Source organism: Streptomyces sp. NPDC045956, from assembly GCF_056430705.1.
The window spans coordinates 281,265-304,512 of record NZ_JBWKKZ010000009.1; the positions used below are offsets into that span (position 1 = coordinate 281,265).

At 68.7% G+C, this 23,248-nt stretch carries 15 protein-coding genes and 2 pseudogenes; 6 read left to right on the top strand and 11 right to left on the bottom strand.

The genetic code is table 11. From position 1 onward, the window contains the following. Positions 1-34: 34 nt before the first annotated feature. The 3 genes from AC07FV_RS24705 to AC07FV_RS24715 form a co-directional block, all read right to left on the bottom strand. Positions 35-1,201 (bottom strand): ABC transporter substrate-binding protein, encoded by a 1,167-nt coding sequence (locus AC07FV_RS24705; RefSeq protein ID WP_479089425.1) that lies wholly within the window; start codon positions 1,199-1,201, stop codon positions 35-37. A gap of 105 nt (positions 1,202-1,306) precedes the next feature. Beyond that, positions 1,307-3,949 (bottom strand): aconitate hydratase AcnA, encoded by a 2,643-nt coding sequence (acnA, locus tag AC07FV_RS24710; protein ID WP_479089426.1) that lies wholly within the window; start codon positions 3,947-3,949, stop codon positions 1,307-1,309. Between the two features lie 147 nt (positions 3,950-4,096). Continuing rightward, positions 4,097-4,975, bottom strand: coding sequence for an FCD domain-containing protein (locus tag AC07FV_RS24715; RefSeq protein ID WP_469643446.1), 879 nt, complete (start codon positions 4,973-4,975; stop codon positions 4,097-4,099). 189 nt (positions 4,976-5,164) lie between these two features. Between AC07FV_RS24715 and rraA the strand changes: the two genes are divergently transcribed. Then, entirely contained in the window at positions 5,165-5,656 is a 492-nt protein-coding gene (rraA, locus tag AC07FV_RS24720) for a ribonuclease E activity regulator RraA (RefSeq protein ID WP_161325943.1), read from the top strand. Positions 5,657-5,753: 97 nt separating this feature from the next. Here the strand turns inward: rraA and AC07FV_RS24725 are convergent, their stop codons facing one another. From AC07FV_RS24725 to AC07FV_RS24750, 6 genes are all read right to left on the bottom strand, one after another. Next, the gene (locus AC07FV_RS24725; protein WP_479089427.1) at positions 5,754-6,209 is read right to left on the bottom strand and encodes a TIGR02611 family protein; all 456 of its coding nucleotides are present in this window, start codon (positions 6,207-6,209) and stop codon (positions 5,754-5,756) included. Between the two features lie 92 nt (positions 6,210-6,301). Then, positions 6,302-7,519 carry an FAD-dependent monooxygenase gene (locus AC07FV_RS24730; RefSeq protein ID WP_479089428.1) on the bottom strand — a complete coding sequence of 406 codons (1,218 nt, stop codon included), beginning with the start codon at positions 7,517-7,519 and terminating at the stop codon, positions 6,302-6,304. A gap of 369 nt (positions 7,520-7,888) precedes the next feature. After that, positions 7,889-9,244 carry a flavin monoamine oxidase family protein gene (locus tag AC07FV_RS24735; protein WP_479089429.1) on the bottom strand — a complete coding sequence of 452 codons (1,356 nt, stop codon included), beginning with the start codon at positions 9,242-9,244 and terminating at the stop codon, positions 7,889-7,891. Between the two features lie 639 nt (positions 9,245-9,883). After that, positions 9,884-10,561, bottom strand: coding sequence for a TIGR00266 family protein (locus tag AC07FV_RS24740; protein WP_479089430.1), 678 nt, complete (start codon positions 10,559-10,561; stop codon positions 9,884-9,886). A 479-nt stretch (positions 10,562-11,040) separates the two neighbouring features. Further along, positions 11,041-11,595: a TetR/AcrR family transcriptional regulator gene (locus tag AC07FV_RS24745; RefSeq protein WP_479089431.1), complete on the bottom strand. Its 555-nt coding sequence runs from the start codon at positions 11,593-11,595 to the stop codon at positions 11,041-11,043. A 97-nt stretch (positions 11,596-11,692) separates the two neighbouring features. After that, positions 11,693-12,868: an FAD-dependent oxidoreductase gene (locus AC07FV_RS24750; RefSeq protein ID WP_479089432.1), complete on the bottom strand. Its 1,176-nt coding sequence runs from the start codon at positions 12,866-12,868 to the stop codon at positions 11,693-11,695. A 200-nt stretch (positions 12,869-13,068) separates the two neighbouring features. Between AC07FV_RS24750 and AC07FV_RS24755 the strand changes: the two genes are divergently transcribed. From AC07FV_RS24755 to AC07FV_RS24775, 5 genes and pseudogenes are all read left to right on the top strand, one after another. Beyond that, the gene (locus tag AC07FV_RS24755; protein WP_366252551.1) at positions 13,069-13,620 is read left to right on the top strand and encodes a TetR/AcrR family transcriptional regulator; all 552 of its coding nucleotides are present in this window, start codon (positions 13,069-13,071) and stop codon (positions 13,618-13,620) included. Next, the gene (locus tag AC07FV_RS24760; RefSeq protein ID WP_479089433.1) at positions 13,617-15,149 is read left to right on the top strand and encodes an MFS transporter; all 1,533 of its coding nucleotides are present in this window, start codon (positions 13,617-13,619) and stop codon (positions 15,147-15,149) included. The genes AC07FV_RS24755 and AC07FV_RS24760 overlap by 4 nt, the downstream gene beginning before the upstream one ends. 163 nt (positions 15,150-15,312) lie before the next feature. Then, entirely contained in the window at positions 15,313-17,082 is a 1,770-nt protein-coding gene (locus AC07FV_RS24765) for a phosphatidylglycerol lysyltransferase domain-containing protein (RefSeq protein WP_479089434.1), read from the top strand. Positions 17,083-17,370: 288 nt separating this feature from the next. Beyond that, positions 17,371-18,741: a cytochrome P450 gene (locus AC07FV_RS24770; RefSeq protein ID WP_479089435.1), complete on the top strand. Its 1,371-nt coding sequence runs from the start codon at positions 17,371-17,373 to the stop codon at positions 18,739-18,741. Between the two features lie 1,364 nt (positions 18,742-20,105). Continuing rightward, positions 20,106-21,071, top strand: a pseudogene (locus AC07FV_RS24775) (IS110 family RNA-guided transposase); the annotation flags it as partial. A gap of 79 nt (positions 21,072-21,150) precedes the next feature. Here AC07FV_RS24775 and AC07FV_RS24780 read toward each other — a convergent pair. Together AC07FV_RS24780 and AC07FV_RS24785 are read right to left on the bottom strand one after the other, a co-directional pair. After that, on the bottom strand, positions 21,151-21,891 hold the full coding sequence (locus AC07FV_RS24780) for an SDR family NAD(P)-dependent oxidoreductase (protein WP_479089436.1): 741 nt from the start codon (positions 21,889-21,891) through the stop codon (positions 21,151-21,153). Positions 21,892-22,334: 443 nt separating this feature from the next. Continuing rightward, a pseudogene (locus AC07FV_RS24785) lies at positions 22,335-22,975 on the bottom strand (transposase); the annotation flags it as partial. Positions 22,976-23,248 lie beyond the last annotated feature (273 nt).

Sequence of the window (23,248 nt, forward strand, 5' to 3'; positions counted from 1 at the left end):
TGGGGTGGGGGCAGAGGCATTGGGCGGGGGCGGCTCAGCCGGCTGCCTTCTGCCAGCGCGCGACGTACGCCTCCTGCACGCGCTCCGGCACCCGCACGGGCCGGTAGAGGTGGACGCGCTCCGCGCCGAGCCTGCGCCGCATGTCCTGGAGGCTGTCCATGGCGTCCTGGCGCACGTCCGGCCGGTAGGGCACCAGGCCGCCCTCGGCGACCGCCGCCTGCCCTTCGGCGGAGAGCAGGAAGTCGAGGAAGAGGCGGGCCGCGTTGGGGTGCGGGGCGGTCTTCACGATCGACAGCGCGCGCGGCATGACGACGGTGCCCTCGGCGTAGTAGCTCCAGCCCAGCAGGCCCCCGCTGTGCTCGGCGGCCGGGATGGCGACGCCGCCGCTGAGATTGATGGAGAAGTCGTACTCGCCGGAGACGACCTTCTCCACCAGCGTGCCGGAGGAGTGGTCGGCGTGGGCCAACGGCAGCAGGCGCCGGAAGGTGTCCCAGCCGCCCGCGACGTTCGAGGTGTAGCCCTGGTTGCTGGCGTAGCCGTAGGCGTTGGTCGGGTCGTAGACACCGATCTTGCCGCGGAAGCGGGAGGGCCGTGCCTCGACGATCGCCGCCAGCGACCGCAGGCCGTCGGGGAACTGGTCGGGGGAGAGGGTCTTGCGGTTGTAGATGAGAGCGACCGGGTCCGTCGACATGGTCCATACGCCGGGCAGCAGCTCGGCCCAGTCGGGCAAGTGGTCTTTCTCCGGTGAGCGGTAGTCGGCGGCGACGTCTCGCGTTGCGTAGTCGCCCCACAGCGGACCGGCGTTGTTGGCCAGCACGTCGGCGGGGGACGTGCCGGCGGCGGATTCGCTGTAGTACCGCTCGTAGACGGCGGAGCCTCCGAGGTTGGTCGCGCGAATGTCGGACAGCCAGGGGTAGCGCCGGGTGAAGGCGTCGAAGACGGGCTGCCAGTTCGTCTGCGAGGTGTTCGAGTAGATCAGGAGCTTCCGCTCCCGCCGTGAGGCTTCGATGAGGGTGTCGTAGGTGGCGGGGTAGTACGCGGGGGCGGTCGGCGAGGCGGCGTTCGCCTCGTCGGGGGTACAGGCGGAGAGCGTGCCGCCGAAGGCGGCGAGTGTGCCGACGGCCGCGGCGCCCCGCAGGAGTCGGCGGCGGGAGGGCCGGAGGGCTGGGCACGGTGCGGGTGGCGGAGGGCTGGAGGACATGGCGGCTCTTCTCGTAGGGGGCACGACGGCGCTGTCAGCTGCTTCGAGAGGTCGGCGGGGCCGGGGCGCCGACGGAGCGGAGGGGTGGGCGGGGAGGCGGTTCGGTCACGGTGCCGCGATGGCGCGCCGCACCACGTACGGCAGGATTCCGCCGTGCCGGAGGTAGGCGAGTTCCTGGCGCGAGTGGAGGCGCAGACGGAGGCGGAGCGTGCTGCGTGAGCCGTCGGGGCGGGTGAGGGACAGTGAGACGGGATTGGTGCCGACGCACAGCTCGGCGAGGCCGTGGAAGGCGAGGTCCTCTTCTCCGGTGAAGTCGTGGGCCGACGCACGGTCGCCGTCCTGGAACTCCAGGGGCAGTACACCCATGCCGATCAGGTTGTTGCGGTGGATGCGTTCGTAGGACTCGGCGATCACCACCCGCACCCCCAGCAGTGCCTGGGCCTTGGCGGCCCAGTCGCGGCTGGACCCGGCACCGTAGTTGCGCCCTGCGACGACGACCAGGTCGTGGCCCGCGGCGCGGTAGGTCGGCGCCGCCTCGTGGACGGGCAGGACGGCCGAACGGTCCGCGGTGTACGCGTGGCCGCCCGTGAGGTTGCTCGCCGACGGGAGGAGCCGGTTGCGGACTGCGGCGTTGGTGAACGCCCCCCGCAGCATGACCTCGTGGTTGCTGCGGCGCGTCGAGTACTGGTTGAGGTCGCGCCGCGCGACCCCGCGGTCGGCCAGCCATCGTCCGGCGGCACTGCGCGCCGGGATGGCACCGGCCGGGGAGATGTGGTCCGTGGTGACGTCGTCGCCCAGCACCATCAGCACCCGGGCCCGTTCGACGCGCAGCCGGTCGGGCGGTGAGGCGGGCAGACCCGTGAGGTGCGGGGGGCGACGGATGTAAGTGGAGTCCGGATCCCAGGAGAAGCGCACGCCGTCCGCGGCCTCGATCTCGTGCCACGCCCGGGTGCCCTCGCGCAGCCGGGCGGCGTTGGCCCGGAACATCTCGGGCCGTACGGAGGCGGTGACGCGAGCGGCGACCTCTTCGTCGGTGGGCCACAGGTCCTTGAGCAACACCGGGTTGCCGTCGGTGCCGGTACCGAGCGGTTCGCGCGCGAAGTCGTGCAGGATCGAGCCGGCCAGCGCGTAGGCGACGACCAGCGCGGGTGAGGCGAGGTAGGACTGGGCGATGCGCGGGTTGACGCGGCCGGCGAAGTTGCGGTTGCCGGACAGGACGGCCACCGGGTCGACGCGGGCCTCGGCGGTGAGCCGCTCCAGCTCGGGGTGGAGGGGGCCCGAGTTGCCGATGCAGGTCATGCAGCCGAAGCCGACGATGTGGAAGCCGGTCTCCGCGAGCGGGTCCAGGAGCCCGGCCGCGCGCAGGTAGTCCTCGACGACCCGTGAACCTGGGGAAAGGGAGGTCTTCACCCAGGGCCGTGCTCTGAGTCCGGACTGCCGGGCCCGCTCGGCGAGAAGGGCTGCCTGCACGATCAGGGACGGATTGGCGGTGTTGGTGCAGCTGGTGATGGCGGCGATGGCGACCGGTCCCTCGGGCAGCGGCGCTCCGAAGTGGGCGGTGTCCGCGGGCCGTCCGGCGGTAGTGCGGAAGGAGCCGGGCACTCGTGACAGCGGAAGCCGCTGGTGGGGCAGATCGGGGCCGGCCAGGCTCGGCTCCACCGTGGCGAGGTCGAGGTCGATGACGTCGTCGTAGTGCGGTTCGGGCCGGTCGGCGGTGCGCTTGAGGCCCTGCGCGGTGAGGTACGCGTCGACCAGTCGTACGTGTGCCTCGTCGCGGCCGGTCAGCTTCAGGTAGGCGGCGGTCTCGTCGTCATAGGGGAAGTAGACGCAGGTCGCCCCGTACTCGGGTGCCATGTTGGAGACGGCGGCCCGCTCCGCCCACCCCAGAGTGGCCGCGCCGGGGCCGCAGAACTCCACGAACCGGTCCACTACGCCCCGGGCGCGCAGCAGCTCGGTCAGGGTGAGGGCGAGATCGGTGGCGCCGACGCCGGACCGCAGCCGCCCCGTCAGGCGCACGCCCACCACCCGCGGGTAGGGAATGGTGACGGGCTCGCCCAGCATGGCGGCCTGTCCCTCCAGGCCCCCCACGCCCCAGCCGACGACGCCCAGAGCGTTGATCATCGGAGTGTGGCTGTCGGTGGCGACCAGCACGTCCGGGTGCAGCCACGGCAGGCCGCCCTCAGACGCCTCCTCGCGCCAGACCAGGCGGGCCAGCACCTCCATGTTGACCTGGTGGATGATGCCTGTGCCGGGCGGTACGACCCGGAAGCCGCGCAGACTGCGCTCGGCCCATTTCACGAACGCGTAGCGCTCGCCGTTGCGGCGGAAGTCGATCGCCAGATTGCGCTCGACGGCGTCGGACAGCCCGTACTCCTCGACGATGACCGAGTGATCGACGGTCAGGTCCACCGGGACGGCCGGCTGGAGTCGTTCCGGGTCGCCGCCGAGTTCGGCGACGCTGTCGCGCAGGGCGGCGAAGTCGGCGAGGGCGGGCAGACACGTGGTGTCGTGCAGCATGATCCGGTTCGGGTACACCGGCAGTTCGCAGTCGCCGCGGCCCGAGCGGGCGCGGGCGAGTACGTCGTCGAGAGCGGCGGGGGAGCGGCGGGCGACGTTCTCGAGCAGCACCCGGACCGAGTACGGCACCTCGGCGAGCCGCCCGGCAGGCAGCAGCCCGGCCAGTGGCTGGTACCGGTACGAGTGGCCGTCGACGGTCAGCACGGCGGTGGCGGTGGGGTCTGTACGCATAGTCCCTGCTGTCGTTCCGGAGGAGCCGACGGGCGCATGGCTCCGGGCGCGGCCCATATTGTCTCAAGCCGCTGATTGATACAACCACTGGAACGCGGAAACTTCACCGGCTGCGGCGAGGGAGGCAGGTCCTCGGTCGCGGGGTGGTCAGCCCTGCGTCTTGATGATGCGGACCTTGTCCAGATGGTGGCGCAGGTAGGCGGCCGCCTCCTCCAGCTTCCCGTCCTCGACCAGGTCGAGCAGGTGCAGGTGCTCGCGGGCCTGGCCGGCCAGACGGGAGCGGTCGACCTGGTGGCGGTACTCGATGAGGCGGCGCAGCCGGTGCTGACGGCGGGCGGCGTCCAGGAGGAACTGGTTGCCCGAGAAGCCCACGAGCATCTCGTGGAACGAGGCGTTGACGCGGAACAACTCGGCCCGCGGGAGCAGCAGGATGTCCCCGCGCAACAAGGACTCCTGCTGCCCGCGGTGCAGGGCCGCGGCCTGTGGGTCGACCCTGAAGCCGGGCTCCAGCAGGGCGTTCGGCTCGATGACCATGCGGAACCGGTAGCTCTGGTCGTGCGCCTCGACCGTCGAGAGCACCTGCTGGAACTCCCAGCCGCGCCCGCCGGCCTTGCGGCGCACCAGGTCCTCGGACTCCATGCGCGCCAGCACCCGGTCGGCCTGGCGTGGCGTCAGGCCGTAGCCGCGACCGATGTCGGCCGCGGTGAACGCCCCGGTGAAACGACCCCCGATGTAGTCGTCGGCGACCCGGAAGTACGCCTCCTCCTCCAGATCGGCAGCCCCCGCCAGGTCCGTTCCGGTCAGGCTGGCAGCGGCGCGGTTCAGGAAGTAACCCCGGTTCCGCTCACGCCTGAGGATGCCCACCTCGGCGAGGAAGGCCATCGCCTTGCGCGCAGGTGTGCGGGAGACGTCCAGCTCGTCCGCCGCCCACTGCTCGGTGACGTGCGCACCCTCTTCCAGGCCGCTGCGGCGCAGGAGGTCCACCAGGCGGGTGGCGGTGGAGGTGGTCAGATTCGGCCGCGGCATCAGGCTGCGCTCTTCGAACGGGGACGTCGGACGCTCCATCCTATGGGCTGGGTCCCGGCGTACGCGGTGATGGAGGGCTCATCTCGCACCAGCATTGTATTGGGACGTCTATTGATGCAAAGTGTCGGTCGGGGTGTCGATCCGGCTCTCCAGCCCGAGTTCACTCGATGAGAGGCAGCGCTTCCGACGATGCACACGACTCCCGTCCCCACCGCCGACCTCGCCGACCAGTACGGCGACCGGCTCCGTGTCTGTTCCCTGCAGTTCACCGGCTACGGGGCCGTGCGCTCCTTCGCGGGTCCGGTGCGGACCGTTTCGTGCCGTGAGGACAACGCCTTGCTGCACGAGCTGCTGCACATGCCCGGGGGTGGGGCCGTCGTGGTCGTGGACGGCGGAGGGTCCCTCGCCACCACGCTCTTCGGTGACCGGATGGCCACCAGGGCCCGCGACAACGGATGGGCGGGTGTCATCGTGCACGGCGCTGTCCGCGACAGCGCCTCACTCTCCGCGACACGGCTCGGTGTGCAGGCACTGGGGACCAATCCGCGGCGAGCGGGCAAGGCTGGGCGAGGAGAGGTGGACGTGCCCGTCACCTTCGGCGGTGTGTCGTTCGGCGTGGGTGACATCCTGCATGCGGACGAGGACGGAGTGGTCCTGCTCCCGGTCGATCACCTCTCCTGAGACGTGGTCTCACGTGGTGATCCAGGCAATTCCCCTGCAGCAGATCCGGGCGACATACTCTGTCCTTTGGCAGTTGCATCGCAGGACCATTGCTGAATCACTGCTTGATTTTCCACGGTACGACTATGCCGAACTTCCAGAGGTATATTCCTGCCAGCGCCGTAATGATCACGAGCCCCGTCGTGGTGAGAATGATATTGCGCCGCCGTACCTTGGGGTCGAGTGCGCGCTGGGCGGCTTCGGTGACCTTGCGTCGGGTCCAGCGCAGGACGATCTGTGCCCAGGTGAATTCGGTCGCCCAGATGGCCATGCCTCCGAAGATCACCAGCCAGCCCGGGCCGGGCAGTACCAGCATCGCGACGCCGGCCCCGACCACGGCGAGACCGACGACGAAGATTCCGACCTGCCAGCCCGTGCGGAGCAAGCGTGACTTCCGGATGAACTCAGGGGCCCGCGAGCCCAGTCTCCGCGCCGCCGCCCGCTCGTCCCCCGCAACGGAATCAGCGGTCACCGTCACGGCGACCTTGTTCTGCTTGTCATTCTCCGCGTTCATGCAGCCCAACCTGTCGGAACCGAGACCTTCATCGGAATGGAGGTGTGCCCCCAGTGGGGCACACGTGAAAACGAACTTCGTGGTGGGGGCTGTCAGACAGCGGCGATATCGATGGACATCTCCTTGAACGCCTTGTCCATCATGGCCGTCATGACTTTCTTGCCGACCCGGTTGGTCAGCACCTTCTGCATGGCGGTGCGCACGATCTTGTCCTTGCGGGTCTGGGGGACGAATGTCGGCAGGCCCTCGGTGCGTGCGAACTTCTGTTGGAGCGCCATGAAGGGGCGCAGCTTCTGGTCCCATTCGCGCAGGGCCCGGAGCGTGTTGCCGGGATTGCGCTGGAGCAGGGTGCCCAGCAGGTCGGCGCCAGCCATCGCGGTGGAGGCGCCCATGCCGGAGTAGAGGGTCAGGCACCAGGCGGCGTCACCGAGCAGGACGACCCGGTCGGTGTGCCAGGTGTCCATCTCGATCTGGTGGGCGGAGTCGAAGATGTAGTCGTCGGCCTGCTCGAACTGCCGGAGCAGATGACCGAGGACGGGACCGACGGGCTCTGGCCCGAAGGCGGCGCGCAGCGACTCGATGGGCGGACGGCGGAACTGGGCGTCTTCGTCGTCGGTGCGGTAGTTGAACAGCAGACCGGGCTGGTGGTCGGTGAAGGGGAAGGTCCACACCGAGCGCCCCGGTTCGGCGAGGACGACGCCGTCCTGGGGCCGGTAGCCGGGAACGGGCTCCTTCATGGTGGTGGCGGCGACGATGTGGTGCAGCGGGCGCATGAAGCGGCTGTCGGGGCCGAACGCGAGGCGGCGGACGGTGGAGCGCACGCCGTCGGCGCCGATGACGAGGTCGAAGTGCTCAGTGGTCTCCGCGATGTCCTCGCCGGTGGTGGTGCGCAGGGTGACGTCGACTCCCGCGGGGTGTTCGTCGAGGGCGGTCGGTGTGGTGCCGTAGCGGATCTCGGTACGGAGGGCGACCGCGTCGTGGAGGGCGGTCTCGATGTCGCCGCGCAGGATCAGGCGTGGTCCGCCGGGGAGGTCGCCGTACCCCATGCCGGGACGGCGGCGTCCGTCCCGCTCCACGTCATAGGTGATGGTGGTGGGGTCGGTGCGGTTGCCGATGGCGTCGAGGATGCCCATGCGCTTCGCGGTGGCGCGGCCGGTTTCGAAGAGGCCGATGAAGTAGCCGGCGGCGCGGCGCTCGGAGGCTCGCTCGACGATCACGGGATCCCAGCCGATGTCGTGCAGGCGCATCGCCGTGGCGAGGCCGCCGATGCCCATGCCGACGATCAGGGCTCGGGGTGCGGGTTTGTTCAACGGGTGTCTCCTCTTCGGTGCGGTTCCGTGACTGGGAGGTCGTTACGGCATGGGGCTGCCGGGGGAGCACGGGGACGGTGGGTGCGGCGTCGAGGTCCTGAGTGTGGGCGCGGTGGAGAAGCGGGCCGCGGACGTCGGTTCCGGCGGAGTCGGACAGCGACGGTCCGCGTGCGGGAGAAGAAGTCGCCGCTCAGGGCGCGCACGTCGAGGGCTCTGGGCGGGTAGGACGAGGACGACCGTCCGGGACGGATCGGCTCCGGCCCCCTGTCTGCTCGTGGCCCGTTCTGCCGAACTATCGGGAGCGGTGGCTTGTTGGACCGGAGGCCGGCGCCGACGGTCCGGGGGCGAGGACAGCGGGGGCAGGTAGGGTCACTGACCGGAGTCGAGGCGTGCTGCCACTTCGGTGGCTGCGCGCTGGCCCGAGAGGATGGCGCCGTTCATGGTGCCGGAGGTCTCGTCGGCTGTTTCGGTGCCGGCCCAGTGGACGCGTCCGACCGGCTCGCGCAGGAACGGTCCGAAGGTGGTCCACGTCTTCGGCCCGACCGCCGGGTTCGGCCCTCCGGGTGCGAAGCTGTCGTTGCCCCAGGAGAAGTCGGTGTAGTCGATGGCCTGGCGCGCGGGCGCCCCGTACAGGTGGATGAGGTGCCGCATGACGCGGCGGCGGCGCTCGGCCTCGTCGTATGCGTCGAACCCGCGCGCGTCACAGAAGACCATGAGGATGCCGGGGCCATCGGCGGCCGGGCTGACGTCGAAAGTGAGGAAGGCGGTCTCGTCGTCGGACATTCCTTCTCCCGAGAGACCCTCGTCCCGCCAGAAGGGGCGGTCATAGGCGACGAAAGCCTTGCTGAGTGCTCCGAGTCGCCAGCTGCGCGAGAGCCCGTAGTGACGCTCCGGGAGTGCGGGCGTGAACTCGATGGTCGATCGGTGTGTCGGCGATGCCGTCACGATGACGTACCGGGCATCGATGGCGTGCTTGCTGGTTTCGACCGTGACGCGTTCTCCGGCCGTGGTGATGCGCTCCACCGGGGAGGCGACGAGCAAGCAGTCCTCCAGCGTGCCGGCGAGCCTGCTGACCAGCGTGTGCATCGTTCCCAGCAACCGGTCCTGCTGGTCGCCGCCCTCGACGGCGAGCATGTGCTCGATGCCGCCCAGGTTCTTGATGTACCGCATCACGTTGAACAGTGAGACCTCGCCTACGGGTGCACCCCAGTGCACGAGGCTGAACATGTTCATGAACTTCCGGGTGTCCTTGAGGGCGTGCTTCAAGGTCAGCCACTCGCCGAGCGACATCGAGTCGAAGTGCGCGGCGTGGCGGTGCTCCCAGGGAGACGAGACGGGGAGGCCGTCGACCATTTTCTGCAGGACCCCCATGATCCGCGTGAGGTCGAGCATCGCCCAGGGTGCCATGGATGTGGCGCTCTCGATCTTGCGCTTGCCTCCGAAGGACATGACGCCCTTGCCCGGCTGGGACTGGGCCACGAACTCGCAGTCGAATCGGCGTGCAAGGTCGCGTACCGCGGTGTGACCCGGTGCGACCCAGGTCGCGCCGGCGTCGACGGGGACGCCCGCGACCTCGACCGTGTGGATCCGTCCGCCGACGCGGTCACGGCCCTCGACGACGACGACATCGTGACCGGCCCGGGAGAGCTGGTCCGCTGCAGTGAGCCCTGCGAGCCCGGCACCGACGACAACGACGTCGGCGGATCGGGTGCTGACACTGGTCATGGTCGCGCTCCGTTCGTATGCGGCCTGCCGGCCGTCTACCTCGTTTCCATTTACTGTACTGACATGTCAGTACAGTTTTCAAGTCGGAGCCAGCTCCGGTATGGGCACCGGAGAAGCCGCGGGGCGGGTAGGAGGGTAGGGCTGTGAGAGAGATTGCCGCTGGCTGTCGACGCCTCCGGGAGAGCAGGCGCGGCGCCCGGGCGGTGAGCGGCCGTGCTCCGTTGCGCCGTCCGTCACAGTCGACAGGACGGCCTTGAGTGTCGTGCTGCCGACATGACGGCTGGGCCGAAGCGGATGCCGTCGGGCTGCACTGTCTTCGGCTGGACGTCGACGACGCCGATGTTCACCATTGTTGTGGGCGGCATACTCGCCCCGGCCCAGGTCACGGCGGAGATCCCGGCTTCGCCCCGCCCTGACGTCGGCTCGCTCGCCTCTGTGTCCGTCACGGTCGTGATCGGACGATCGTGCTGTCGCCACGTGCCATGAGGAGCTCGCCGTCCGCTACGCGGCAGTCTTCCGAATCGCGGTCATCAACGAGTGACGGTGCCCCTGCGGCTGCCACACGCCGCAAGCCGCGTTTACGTTGGTAGGAAGGCCACCCGAGGTCCACGGTTCGGAGCGCGAGCGTCCTCGAATTGCTCAGTTCCGCCGGAAAGGCAGTTTTGCGGTAAGCCAAGTGACAAGTTCGGAGGGGTTGCGGCTTTGCGTCCACAGCCGTCCGGGGCCGGTGAACTCGAAGACGAGTCGTTCACCGGACTTGAGGGACTGCATGAGGCTGCGGGTCACTTTCCGGGTGGTGTAGGTGGTGGTGTCGTCGAACGCGACCAGGTGGCCGGAATCGAGGACCATACCCTCGCCCGCTGCGAGGTCGATGCGGTCCAAGGCTCCGTAACAGGAGGCCAGCACCTGGCCGGTGCCCTCGGCTCGAACCAGGAAGCCGCCCTCGCCACCCGCCAGGCTCTTGAAGCCTCCCCATTTGGTGTCCAGCTCGACACCCTCGGAGGAGCACAGCCATGAGCCCCGCGCGAGATTGATGCCGCCGTTCACGTCGAGGCTGGCCAAGTCGCCGGGCAAATTCGCGGCGAGATCGACCCAGCCTCCTCCGGGTCCCGCGGTCAGTCGGGTGATGAACAGGGATTCTCCACCCAGGACGCTGCGCTTGAGCCCTTTGATCAGCCCGCCCTCCGCTTGCGCCTCGACGGTGACCTCCGCGGAGGTGGCCATCATCGCGCCGGACTCCGCCCTTACATACTCACCCGCGCACAGGTGGACCCTGGCGACGCTGAAGGAGGGGCTATGGCGGATGTCTATCTGCATGACGGCCTTTCTCGATGGCGAGTGTGGTTTGGCGGTCCGGCAACCGACCGTGCCCGGAGGAGCTATCCATTGTCGCGGCGGTATTGGTACCGAAGGTCAGTCAGCGCTCCGACCCCGACGAGTACCAGAGAGGTAGTCATTCTGCGGAAGGCTCATCCTGCGGGAGGATGCCCCCCGGAATGCAAGCGGCGGCCTGCCGATGTCGTCCGACCGTTGTAAGTCCGGGCCCGATCATGGTTGTGGCGACCGGTGCGGTAGATGGTGAAGACCTCGACGGTCTCGGGGGACGTCCGCCAAAGCGGCAAGGCTTAGCTCGGCTGTCTCCGCGGCACCTCCACCCGCCTGCCCCACCCGTGAGTCCGACTTGTGTTCGGGCCCCGAGCTGGGTCACGGCTCGCCGTGCACGAGGCAGTCGCTCAACAGACAGACGCCCAACGATGCGGTCAGCAGGGCGCCGAGATGGCATGCCCGGCACAGTGCTATGTGCCGGGAGTAGTCAGCTTCTCCAACTCCGCACGCAGAGCGGAGATTTCGGACCGGTCGGGCCTCAGCCCCCATCCGGCCATGAGGCCGGCGCCGTCGACGGCGTTCAGGATGACGGTGCGTGCTCCCACGGAGAGTCCGTCTTCGGCCATCTTGGCCTTCCAGCGCGCACCGTCCTCGGAGGCGATCTCCGAGACCCCAGGGGTCACTGCGAGGGCAGCCAGCAGGAAAAGCCGCTCGCCGACCAGTTCGATCGCGTCGCCTTCCAGCGATGCGCGGATGAAGGCGCGCGCCAGCCGCCCGGGCTCCTGGCCGTCCTCGATACGGTCCTGCACCGCCTGGTGGAACTGGGCGAGCACGTCCTGGGCCAGCGCGAGCCACAGCGCGTTCTTCGAGCTGTAGTGGTAGATCACCGCTCCCCGAGTCAGCCCGGCCGCGACTGCCACGTCATCGAGGGTCGCCCGGGCTCCCTGTGCCACGACGACGCCCCTTGCGGAGTCCAGGATCAACCGCTTGGTGTTCTCGGGCCCTCGTCCTGCTGTGCGTCCCATTGATCTCTCTCATGTGCGGTAGCGACGTCGTTCGGCGACCAGTGTGCCCGGCTGCAACACGACCTCATGACGCTGGTGGCCTGCCAGGCGGGAGGGCTCAGGCCCGGAGGGTGGCCTGCCTGCGGATGCTGCGCCTCGTCAGTGTCGCAGGGATGGCGGACACCAGGTCGCCGACCCCTCCGGCGAGGGTGGCCATGCGGCTGCGTCCCTCGGCCCTGGTGCTGAACTCCACGGCCCGCGCCGTGATGCTCTGCGCCGCTTTGGCGAAGGGCCGGACCTCGGCCTCGAACCGCGCGAACGCGAGAGTGACGTCATCGGTGTCCCGCAGGGACTCGGCCAGTGCCTTCGCGCCCGGCAGTGACGCGTGCGCGCCCATGCCGGACACCGGGTCGATGCAGTGCGCCGAGTCGCCGAGGAGCACGACCCGACGGGTGTACCAGCGCGGCAGCCTCACCTGGGAGAACCGGGTCAGCTTGGTGTCCTCGGACTTCCGCGCCGCCGCCGCGACAGCGCGCATGTCCGGGCCCAGGCGTTCGACCATGTCGCAGACCCGCTCGACGAGCATCGGCTCGTCCGGCACGGTCGAGCCCGGCACGGGAACAACCGCCATGACCGACGTCTGGTCGGTGTCCAGGAACGGCCAGATCATCGACAGCATCCCCTCACGGGAGGCGATCACCGCACGCCCGTCGGGCAGCGGCACGTCGGCGTTGATCCATACGTGTGTCAGGCCATTGCGGTACACGCTGTGCGCTTCGGATGCCAGCGTCAGCCGGCGCACCGTGGAGTGCAGCCCGTCCGCCCCGACCACCACATCGAACGACTCCGTTGAACCGTCATTGAACCGGGCAAGGACGTCGTCGCTACGGTGCTCCAGCGCCTCGAGCCCGACTCCCAGTCTCTTCTCGACCGCTGCGGGCAGGTGGGCGAAGAGCCTGGACAGCAGAACCGAACGGCGAGCGAGACGCCAGTCGTCGGCACCGTCGATCTTGAGCTCGCGGACCCTGCGCGTGCCCCACCGCACCGACATCGCCGGCGCCGCGAAGGTCACCTCGTCGACGATCTGCTGGCCGCCCATGAGTCGCAGTACCCGCGTCGCCTCAGCATCCAGCTGCAGCAGATAGCTGCTCGGGTACGGCTCGGTCTCCTTGTCGACGAGCACGACCTCCCATCCCTCACGCTCCAGCCACCATGCCGCGGCACACCCGGCCATTCCGCACCCCACGACGAGAGCCCGTCGGTGGCGGACGGGCTCCACGGTCCCGAAGTTCATACGCGCTCCTGACGAAACTAGTCTGACTTGTCAGTCTAGTTTATGGTGAAGTCGATGACTGTCAATGCCGGAATCGACGCGCCTGGCGGCTTGGCCGTGTCGAGAGGGGGCGCGGTGTCGTTCAAGGTCATCGACCCACATTGAGAGACGGTTCTGTGTCGCATGAGACGTTCGTGTCTCATGTGGGTTACTGTTGACTCATGAGCTTCGATCGTGATCAAGTGCTACGTGCCGCTGCCGATCTGCTGACGCGCAAGGCAACGGCGACCACCGAAGAGGTCGCCCGGGCCGCCGGGATCAGCAGGGCGACGCTGAACCGTCACTTCCCCGGACGTGACGCCCTGGTGCGCGCCCTGGAGGAGCTCGGCATCGCTGAGTGCGAGGCAGCTCTGGACTCGGCTCGCCTGGCGGAGGGCACGGCGGAGGACGCAGTGCGCCGCCTGGTCCGTGCCCTCGAACCCTGCACGAGCCTGCTCGCCTTCCTCTACTCCGAGAACCAGCTCTTCGAGGGCGACGGGCAGCACGCGGGTTGGGCCCGTATCGACGAGCAGCTCACCGCCCTGTTCCGGCGCGGCCAGGCCGATGGCGAGTTCCGCATCGACCTCAGTGCGGTGTGGCTTACCGAGGCCCTCTACGGCCTGCTGGCCGCCGGCGGCTGGGCCGTCATCGAGGGCCGGGTGGCCCGCAACGACTTCACTCACATGATCGCCGAGCTGCTGCTCGGTGGCACGATGCGAAGGGACGCATCATGACCCATCCTCTGCGTACGGCCGAGCGGGGCAGCACCCAACGGGCTCCGGGCCGCTGGATCGCCCTGGGCGTCCTGGTCCTGGCCGTGCTGCTCGTCGCGGTGGACGCCACCGTTCTCGGCCTGGCCACGCCCTACCTCAGCGAAGACCTGCAGCCCTCGGGCACTCAACTGCTGTGGATCGGCGACGCCTACTCGTTCGTGATCGCCGGTCTGCTCATCTCCATGGGCAGCCTGGGCGACCGCATCGGCCGCAAGCGTCTGCTGCTGATCGGAGCCACCGCGTTCGGCCTGGTCTCGGTACTCAACGCCTACGCGCAGACTCCCGAGATGATGATCGTCGCCCGGGCGCTGCTCGGTGTCGCCGGCGCCACGCTGATGCCCTCCACGCTCGCGCTGATCCGCAACCTCTTCCACGACCCGCGTGAGCGCAGCCTCGCCATCGGCATCTGGAGCGCCGCCGCCTCGGCGGGCATGGCGGTCGGCCCGATCGTCGGCGGTGTGCTGCTGGAGCACTTCTGGTGGGGCTCGGTCTTCCTGATCAACCTGCCCGTGATGGCGTTGCTGGTCGTTGTCGGGGTCAAGATGCTGCCGGAATCGCGCAACCCCTCCCCGGGGCCGTGGGACATGCCGAGTGTCTTCCTGTCGTTGATCGGCATGGTCGGTGTCGTCTACGGCGTCAAGGAGGCCGCGGCCGAAGGGTTCGCCTGGCTCACCCTCGCCGCAGGAGTGCTCGGTGCGGCCGCTCTCTACGGGTTCGTCCGGCGCCAGCGCACTCTGCCCGTCCCGCTGGTGGACGTCCGGCTGTTCCGCAACCGCGGCTTCAGCGGCGCCGTCCTGGCGAACGTACTGACCATTCTCGGGCTCTCCGGTCTGCTGTTCTTCCTCTCCCAGTACCTGCAGCTCGTCCAGGACCGGCGGCCCATCGAAGCGGGCATCGCCGAACTGCCGGCCGCCGCAGGCGCGGTCGTGGCCGGTCTGGTCGCCGGCGCCGCGGCGCGGCGCCTCTCGGTGCGCGCGGTGGTCTCCAGTGGCCTGGCCGTCATCGGCCTGTCCCTGGCCGCGCTGACCACGATCACCCAGACCACCGGCTACCCGCTGATCGGAACCACCCTGCTGCTTGTCGGGTTCGGCGCCGGCCTGTCGTTCACGATCACCTCGGACATCATCCTCACCGCCGTCCCCAAGGAACAGGCCGGCGCCGCCTCGGCGGTCTCGGAAACGGCCTACGAGCTGGGCACCGCTCTGGGCATCGCCCTGCTGGGTTCCGTGGTCACCAACATCTACCAGGACTTCACCGGACCGGCCGGGACCCCGGAGGCGGCACACGAATCGCTGGCCGGAGCCGTCGTGGCCGCCGTGCACATGCCCGCCGAGGCGGCCGCAGCGCTGCTGCAGGCGGCACGCGAGTCCTTCGTCGACGGTGTGGCACTCGCCGCCGGCGTCGGCGCCGTGCTGCTCCTCCTGGCCTCTGCCGTCGCCTGGTTCCTGCTGCGCGGCCAGAAGCTGACGAACGAACCCGTCCAGCACTGACCAGCGGATTGAACGGCGGACGCAGTATCTGCCGCCCCAGACAGAAGCTGTACCGGTAATGCGGGCCCTCGTGCTTGGGCCCGCATCACCGGTGGCTCCGACGCAGGGGCGAGGTGCCCTTGTCCCATGCCCTGCCCCCTGACGACACGACACGGAAGAGACGATGAGCAACCGTCCCGCCAAACCCCAGACCGACGCAGGCCGAGAGTCCCCGCTGTCGCAGCGGGCCGCCTCCTACGCCGTCTGGTATCTGCGGGTAGTTGCGTTCATCAACTTCCTCAGCGCCGTATGGGTCTCCCTCGGCCAGGACTTGCGGCGGCACAACCAACAGGACCTGTTCACGCCGTACCTGCTGACCGCCGGATTCGCCTCCGGCGTGGTCACGGCCTTCCTCGCGGTGACGATGCGGCGCCGCAAACGCGCGGCATGGATCCTCAACCTGGCGCTCAGCGGGCTCTTCCTGGCGCTCGTCTGCTTCGCCATGTTTTTCCCGCAGTGGCGGCGGCACCCGCAGAACTGGATCTCACTTCTTCTCACTGCCGCGTTCGTCGTCGTGCTGCTGGCAGGACGGCGAGAGTTCTACGCCAAGGGCGACCGCTCCAACCCCAAGCTCGCCGCCGTCGTGGCCGTCGGCGGTCTGGCCACGGCTTCCCTGCTTGCCTGGCTGCTGGTAACCGCCACCAACCAGTCGCCCCACGAGGGCCGGCCCACCATCACAGAGCGCTGGCGCTACGGTACGTGGCAGCTGATCACGGTCACGGTGGACAAGTCGCGCTTCCCGGGGATCGCCGTCCCGCACTGGGCCAACGTCACCATCAACGTGCTGGGCACCGCGCTCGTCATCGCTGTCGCCTACGCCGCGTTCCGCGCCCGCCGCGCCGTCGACCCGCTCACCGAGCACGATGACGAACAGCTGCGGACACTGCTCGAGCTCCACGGAGAGCGCGACTCCCTCGGTTACTTCTCACTGCGCCGGGACAAGAGCGCGGTGTGGTCCCCGACCGGGAAGGCCGCAATCGCCTACCGCGTGGTGGGCGGCGTGTCGCTGGCATCCGGGGATCCGATCGGTGACCCGGAAGCCTGGCCGGGGGCCATCACCCCGTGGCTCGCCGAAGCACGCGCACACGGCTGGGTCCCGGCCGTCATGGGCGCGAGCGAGGAAGCAGGCACCGTCTACGCCCGGCACGGCCTGGACGCACTCGAACTCGGCGATGAGGCCATCGTCGAAGTCGCCGACTTCACTTTGGAGGGCCGCGCCATGCGCACCGTGAGGCAGGCGCACAACCGGGTGCGGCGAGCCGGGTACACCGTGCGCATCCGGCGCCACGAGGACATTACCGCCGACGAGATGGCGCGTCTCGTCGAGCGCGCCGACGACTGGCGCGACGGCGCGACCGAGCGCGGATTCAGCATGGCCCTGGGCCGGCTCGGAGACTCGGAGGACGGGCGCTGCGTGATGGTCGAATGCCACGACGCCGACGGCACACTGCGGGCCCTGCTGTCCTTCGTGCCATGGGGCCCTCACGGGCTCTCCCTCGACCTGATGCGCCGCGACCGCGACTCCGACAACGGCCTGATGGAGTACATGGTCATCGAACTGCTGCGCCGGGCAGACGAGATCGACACCATCCAAGTCTCCCTGAACTTCGCGATGTTCCGCTCGGTGTTCGAGCGCGGAGCACGGCTCGGTGCCGGGCCGGTACTGCGCCTGTGGCGATCGCTGCTGAGCTTCTTCTCCCGCTGGTGGCAGATCGAGTCCCTCTACCGCGCCAACGCGAAGTACCGCCCGATCTGGGAACCACGCTTCCTGCTCTTCGAGAAGAGCGCAGATCTGCCTCGCATAGGACTGGCATCGGCCCGCGCGGAGGGCTTCCTGGAGGCCCCTGGACTACCGAAATGGCTCCACCGCCGACGCCTGCAAGCCCAGCGCTAGCGGAGGGGGCTTCGCTCAGGAGGAGTAAGCGATGGGTCGTTTACGGTTCATCTGATACATCTATGTCTCACTTGGAATACTGTTGACTCATGAGGTGTGAGTCAGAACGAGAGCCGCGTCGTCACCGACCTGCTCACACCCACCACCGCACCTGCGGAGCGTGTCGTTCAGTCCTTGCCGCCAACCCGGCAGAGCTCGCATCAATGACGAGTGCACGACGACCCCAGCTCCGGACGCCCGCGGAAATCAGCCGCGACCAGCCCGAAGTCGCTCTCTGAGGGGAAGACCATGAACCACCGCCCCAACGACATCGAGCCGCCTTGCGCAGGCACCCTCGGCCCGCGCAGCATGAAGGCGAAGTTCCTGGCCCGCACCGGTGACCCTGTGGCCAAGCTCATCGCGCCGGGCTTCCGGGGTGACGCCTGTGCGTTGTACGAGCAGATGAGAGTTCAGGGGCCAGTCCACCGCAGTCGCACGGGATTGTTCGCCGTGGTCTCGTACGACGGCTGTCACCAAGTCCTCCAGGATCCGCGCTTTTCGACCTGCGCATCACTCACCCACCCCGCGGACACCTGCGCGCTCGCGTGCTCGGCGCCGGCTCGCACTGAGGGGTACCGCTCATCCGTGAAGCGATCCGACGAGGCGTACGCCATCGCCGAACCGCTGCTGCGCCCGGCGTTGCACCAGGCCGCCACGCGAATCGACACCGTCGCGCACGACCTGCTTCGCCGGCACGCTGAAGCCGACTTCATAGACCTCGTGGACGACTTCGCCTTTCCACTCGTTGTCGCCTGCCTCGGTGAAGTGCTCGGTATTCCGTCAGCGGACTCAGCACGCTTCGCCGACATGTGCAATGTCATCGGCAGATCCGTCCACGGGACGCCCTCAGCAGCACGGACCGAAGCGGTCGAGGACGCGCATGAGGACCTGGCAGCCCTGGTCATTCGATTGGAGCGTGAGCGGCGACAGAGCCCTGGAGGCGACCTGATCAGCCGACTCACCGCTCCCCGTAGCGCAAACCAGAGAGGGAACGACCTGACCAGGCTGATCGACCACGTGCAACGGCGTGACCGCCATGAGACGCCATCGACGAGTCCGGAGCAGTCGGGCATCGTCCCTGACAAGCCGAGTCTGGAAGAGACCGCCGAAGTCTGTAGGACTCTGCTCGCCTCCGGCCTGGACACCGCGGTCTGTCTGATCGGTAACGCGGTGGCCGCGCTGGCGGCCCGCCCTGAGCAATGGCAGACACTCAGGGCAGCACCGAACCTCGCGGCCAAGGCGGTCGGCGAAACCCTGCGCTTCGATCCTCCGCGCCGGTTCATCCTGCGTATAGCCTCCGAGCAGGCCGAGGTGGGGGGTCGCCCCCTGCCACCTCGCAGCGGTGTTCTGGTTGTGCTCGCCGCGGCCCACCGCGACGGTCTGCAATTCCCCTACCCTGCCCGCTTCGACCTCGCACGGAGTTCCCAGCCCAGTCACCTCACTGCGGACGGTGCCATGAGACTGGAGATCTCATTGGCTCGGCTGGCGGGAGAGATCGCCCTGTGGACCCTGGCCAGCCGATTGCCACACCTGCGACCGGCGGGGCGGGCGGTCCGCAGACCTGGCGGAGCAGTCAGCGGCTTCACCCGTCTGCCGTTCCGTCTGTCCGCAACTGGATGAAGGGAGTCTCGCCGCGCGAGACGAACGGGCCCATCGGCAGACAGGCGGCCGATGAGCCCGAGGCGCAAGCGGTGATCCGCCGCCGTGGATGGCGGACCTCCTCCACACAGCGTCGCACGTGGCGTGCGTGACGATCCTCGGATCTGCGGGCAAGGGGCCCTGACCAGCGTCTTTGCTGTCCGGGTGGGTTTCTCGACCTGTTTTCTCCGTGCAGCGGTTCAAGCGGACGGATCAGTCTTTGCGCCCTGCCGACCTGCGGGTTCGTGAACGAGGTGCCTGCATGGGCGACGCCTTCGGAGAGGTGTTTGGCGAATCCTAACGCTCGATGCGGAAGCCGCCGCCGGCGCTGCGAGCGACCCCCTTCGACTCCGCGTTACCAGTGAACGCGGCTCGACCGCGCCACTTCGATACCGGTCAGGTCTGCGCCCGTACCGACCACCGCGACGCCGGCAGCCGGTACGTGACATGTCGCTGTGGCGTCGTTCGGGTCAGATGGTTTGACCGCCGTATACGCGGTGGTGGACGCGGCGAGGCCGGCCACCGCGAGCACGCCCCAGACCAGCAGTCCCGCAGTGATCCCGCCCACTGTCCGTAGCCCGTCCTGCCACCCGGATCGGCGTCGTGAATACGGGTGGTGGCCCATGCTCGTGCGAGCACCAGGTCCTCGGTAGGCCGGGGCCCGCTCCACAGCTCTTCACCACGTTCCTGGTCTGCCGACCGTGACGCCCGTTTGACGCTCAGGGCACCCACGCGCGACACAGCGAGCCGGAAAACCCACTCTGACCTGGCCTTTCTCGTAGCAGTCGCATACTGACATCTTTCCGATGACTTCGCATGTTGAGTGCGTGGCGATTTTGGAGCCTACTGCAAAGGGACTCTGACCTGCGGCTTTCTTGTGTTTTCCAGATGTGGCCGGTGGTGCTCGACCTCTTTCCGGAAGCTCACCGCGTGGAGCATGTTGTAGGTAGCCGCCACGTGGCTCACCTGCGGTTTCGCAGCGGGAGCATGAGTCCAGAACGCTCTGCTCAACTCCGTCAGAGACGGGTTCGGGAAATGTCTTGACGCTCGTTTGACGCTGTTTCTGACGGAGTGTGTGAGGTGGTCTTTCTGGACCAGATGGCGCGGGTCAATCGACTTGGCGGCCTCAACCCGTCGAGTAGCGCGTTAGGTCTGTTCTTTGGGCTTGGGTCATACGGCGACAGGTCTCGGATGGGACGTGTGCTGATTGCGCTGGCCTCGCTACCTTGTGTCGCAGGGAGTGGCAAGGTACGTGGGAGCGGAGATGAGCACGGGGGATGCGGTGCCTCGAACGGCTGCGGTGGAGCGGGGAATCGCGTCCGCCGATGCGCTCTTCTCCATGGACGGCATCCCTGCCCGGACTGGCGATGCGCCGGATCGCCGACCTCTACCCCGGCGAGGCCAAGACCGACGCCAAGGACGCCGTGGTCATCGCGGACGCCGCCCGCACCATGCCCCACACCCTGCGCACCCTCGACCTGACCGATGAGGTCACCGCGGAACTGGCCATGCTGGTCGGCTTCGACCAGGACCTCGCCGGCGAGGCCAACCGCACCTCCAACCGCATCCGCGGCCTGCTCACCCAGTTCCACCCCAGCCTGGAACGCGTCCTCGGCCCGCGCCTGGACCATCCGGCAGTGACCTGGCTCCTCGAGCGCTACGGATCCCCGCAAGCACTCCGCAAAGCGGGCCGCCGCAAGCTGGTCGAAGTTGTTCGGCCCCGGGCACCACGCATGGCCGAGCGGCTCGTCGACGACATCTTCACCGCGCTCGACGAGCAGACCGCCGTCGTCCCGGGCACCGGCACCCTCGACGTGATCGTCCCGTCGCTGGCGAAGTCGCTGGCCGCCGTCCACGAACAGCGCCGAGCCCTGGAAACCCGGATCGAAGCCCTGCTGGAGGCCCACCCTCTTTCCCAGGTCCTGACCTCGATGCCCGGCATCGGCGTCAGGACCGCCGCAGTCCTGCTGGCTACCGTCGGCGACGGCAGCAGCTTTCCCACCGCCGCCCACCTGGCCTCCTACGCCGGCCTCGCCCCGGCAACCCGGCAGTCCGGCACGTCGATCCACGGCGAGCACGCCCCCAGAGGCGGCAACCGGCAGCTGAAACGGGCGATGTTCCTCTCCGCCTTCGCAGCCCTCCACGATCCCGCCTCCCGCACCTACTACGACCGCTGCCGAGCCCGCGGCAAAACCCACACCCAGGCCCTCCTCCGCCTCGCCCGCCACCGCATCAGCGTCCTGTTCGCCATGCTCCGCGACGGCACCTTCTACGAATCCCGAACACCGAAGGACGTCGAGCTCGCCGCATGACCCCAGCAACCCCGAACGCGACAGAGGTGCCTTGACGAAAGACATAGAGGCACCCCCCGAACGGGGGAGCCGCCTGCGCTCACATTCCGCCGGCGATCCTCATCACCGTGCCGGTGGCGTACGAGGCGTCGTCCGAAAGCAGCCAGGCGACCGCTCCAGCGATCTCCTCGGGCTGGCCGGCGCGGCCCATGGGGACGAGTGCCGCGATCTTGGCGGGGCGCTGCGGGTCGGCGTGGAAGTCGGTCCAGATCGTACCGGGGGCGACGCAGTTGACCCGGATGCCGTCGGCCGCCACCTCCTTGGACAGCCCGACCGTCATGGCGTCCACGGCGGCCTTCGCTGCCGCGTAGTGGACGTAGGTGCCGGGGCTGCCGAGGGTCGCGGCGGCGGAGGAGATGTTCACGATCGCCCCGCCCGCCGTCATGTCGCCGATGGCCCGGCGGGCGCACAGCAGGTAGCCCAGGATGTTGACCTCCAGGGCCTGCCGCATCCCCTCCGGGTCGGCACCGGCCAGTGGCCCGACCGGCCCACTCACCCCGGCGTTGTTCACCAGTCCGGTGACCGGGCCGAGCTGCGCGGCAGCGGTGTCGAACAGACGGTCCACGTTCGCCGCGTCGGCGGTGTCGACCGCGACCGTGACGGCTGCCCGGCCCAGCGCGCGCACTCCTTCGGCCACGTTCTCGGCCGCCTCGGCGTCCGACCGGTAGCCGACGGCGACGTCGTGTCCCTCGGCCGCCAGCCGCAAGCAGATCGCCGCGCCGATGCCTCGGCTGCCACCGGTGACCACGGTCACCTGCTGCCGCTCTCCTTGTTCCACCATGTCCGCTCCTCTGAGCTGGATAGATAAATGATCGATGATCGATCAAACATCACTCTACTCATACGGTTTCCCCATCAACCCCCGCCCCCAGCTCCCGAGGTGCGGCCTTTATGCGGGTGGTCGTGGTCATAGCGACCGGAAGGCGGCTTGTCCGGGCCGCCGTTTCCGGCCGACCCCAACAGCGCCGGATGCTACGGCTCGCCGAGCTCTCCCACTCGCTTGGTCAGTTACGTTGCGTGATGCACGAGATCTACCGATCCAGGCTGCAGTGAGGGCAATTCCCGCAGATTGATCACGACTCGATACGCGCCCTAGTAGTGCCCGTGAGGTTCTGCGCTGTCTGCGGCTGCTCCGGCGGCCGGGCAGGGGTCGTCCGCAGGTGGTGCAGGTACTGGTCCAGCACCTCAGCAGGTCCTGTGGAGCGTCGAGGACTTGGTAGAGGGTCAGGCCGGTGTAGGGACTTTTGGGTCGAGCCGCCGGAGGGTGAGGAATGCCTGGGCGGCGGTGACGAGGGTGACGTAATGGTGCCAGCCGCGCCAGGTGCGGCCCTCGAAGTGGTCCAGGCCGAGGCCGTGCTTGAGTTCGCGGTAGTCGTGGTCGATGCGCCAACGCATCTTCGCCCACCGGACCAGGTCGGCGACCGAAGTCGTGGCGGTCAGGTTCGATATCCAGTAGTCCATTGGGGCGTCCTGGCCGTCCGGCCACTCGACCAGACGTGTCCGGGTGGGCAGCATGCCGTTCCAGTGGTTGCGGCCGCCGCGGGACGCCGTATCGGTGGCCTCGTGGACGCTGACTGCGACCTGGCAATTCGCTCGTTTCCCGACCGCAGCGCAGTACGGGCGGGCGATCCCGGCCGACGCCCGCCCGCACTTGGGGAACGACACATCGTCGACCCCCCGAACCTCGGGCGCCATCACCTCGGAGAGCCGCTCGGCGATCCGCCGCCGCACCGGCAGCGGATCTCACGGTGACTGGTTCACGAAGTGCTGCAGGGCCTGCAAATGTTCCCGTCCGGCAGACGCTCCGCCATCGGCTGTATCGACTTCCGTCAGCCGTCGAGCATCAGGCCCCGCAGATAACACTCCCTGAGCTTCACCCAGGAAGGCTGCCCACCACCAGCGGTGATCACTCAGCAGAGCGAAGCGCTACTAGCTGTGAGCGGCCCCCGTCTGCTGAACGTGACCATTGGCGTCCGCCGTCCGCGGGTCAAGGGGCCGCACCCGCAGCAGGATGCGGGCGGAGCCGGGGGCTCACCGCTGGGTGGCCAGGACGGATGGCGCCGGGGCGCAGTAAGGCGTGAACGCGATGAAAGTGACGGCGTTGGTGTTGTACAGGTGCTCGGTCGTGCGCTTACCTG

Coding starts and splice junctions, on each gene's coding strand:
- AC07FV_RS24705 (WP_479089425.1), bottom strand. CDS start 1,201: ATGTCCTCCAGCCCTCCGCCACCCGCACCGTGCCCAGCCCTCCGGCCC.
- acnA (WP_479089426.1), bottom strand. CDS start 3,949: ATGCGTACAGACCCCACCGCCACCGCCGTGCTGACCGTCGACGGCCAC.
- AC07FV_RS24715 (WP_469643446.1), bottom strand. CDS start 4,975: ATGCCGCGGCCGAATCTGACCACCTCCACCGCCACCCGCCTGGTGGAC.
- rraA (WP_161325943.1), top strand. CDS start 5,165: ATGCACACGACTCCCGTCCCCACCGCCGACCTCGCCGACCAGTACGGC.
- AC07FV_RS24725 (WP_479089427.1), bottom strand. CDS start 6,209: ATGAACGCGGAGAATGACAAGCAGAACAAGGTCGCCGTGACGGTGACC.
- AC07FV_RS24735 (WP_479089429.1), bottom strand. CDS start 9,244: ATGACCAGTGTCAGCACCCGATCCGCCGACGTCGTTGTCGTCGGTGCC.
- AC07FV_RS24740 (WP_479089430.1), bottom strand. CDS start 10,561: ATGCAGATAGACATCCGCCATAGCCCCTCCTTCAGCGTCGCCAGGGTC.
- AC07FV_RS24745 (WP_479089431.1), bottom strand. CDS start 11,595: ATGGGACGCACAGCAGGACGAGGGCCCGAGAACACCAAGCGGTTGATC.
- AC07FV_RS24750 (WP_479089432.1), bottom strand. CDS start 12,868: ATGAACTTCGGGACCGTGGAGCCCGTCCGCCACCGACGGGCTCTCGTC.
- AC07FV_RS24755 (WP_366252551.1), top strand. CDS start 13,069: ATGAGCTTCGATCGTGATCAAGTGCTACGTGCCGCTGCCGATCTGCTG.
- AC07FV_RS24760 (WP_479089433.1), top strand. CDS start 13,617: ATGACCCATCCTCTGCGTACGGCCGAGCGGGGCAGCACCCAACGGGCT.
- AC07FV_RS24765 (WP_479089434.1), top strand. CDS start 15,313: ATGAGCAACCGTCCCGCCAAACCCCAGACCGACGCAGGCCGAGAGTCC.
- AC07FV_RS24770 (WP_479089435.1), top strand. CDS start 17,371: ATGAACCACCGCCCCAACGACATCGAGCCGCCTTGCGCAGGCACCCTC.
- AC07FV_RS24780 (WP_479089436.1), bottom strand. CDS start 21,891: ATGGTGGAACAAGGAGAGCGGCAGCAGGTGACCGTGGTCACCGGTGGC.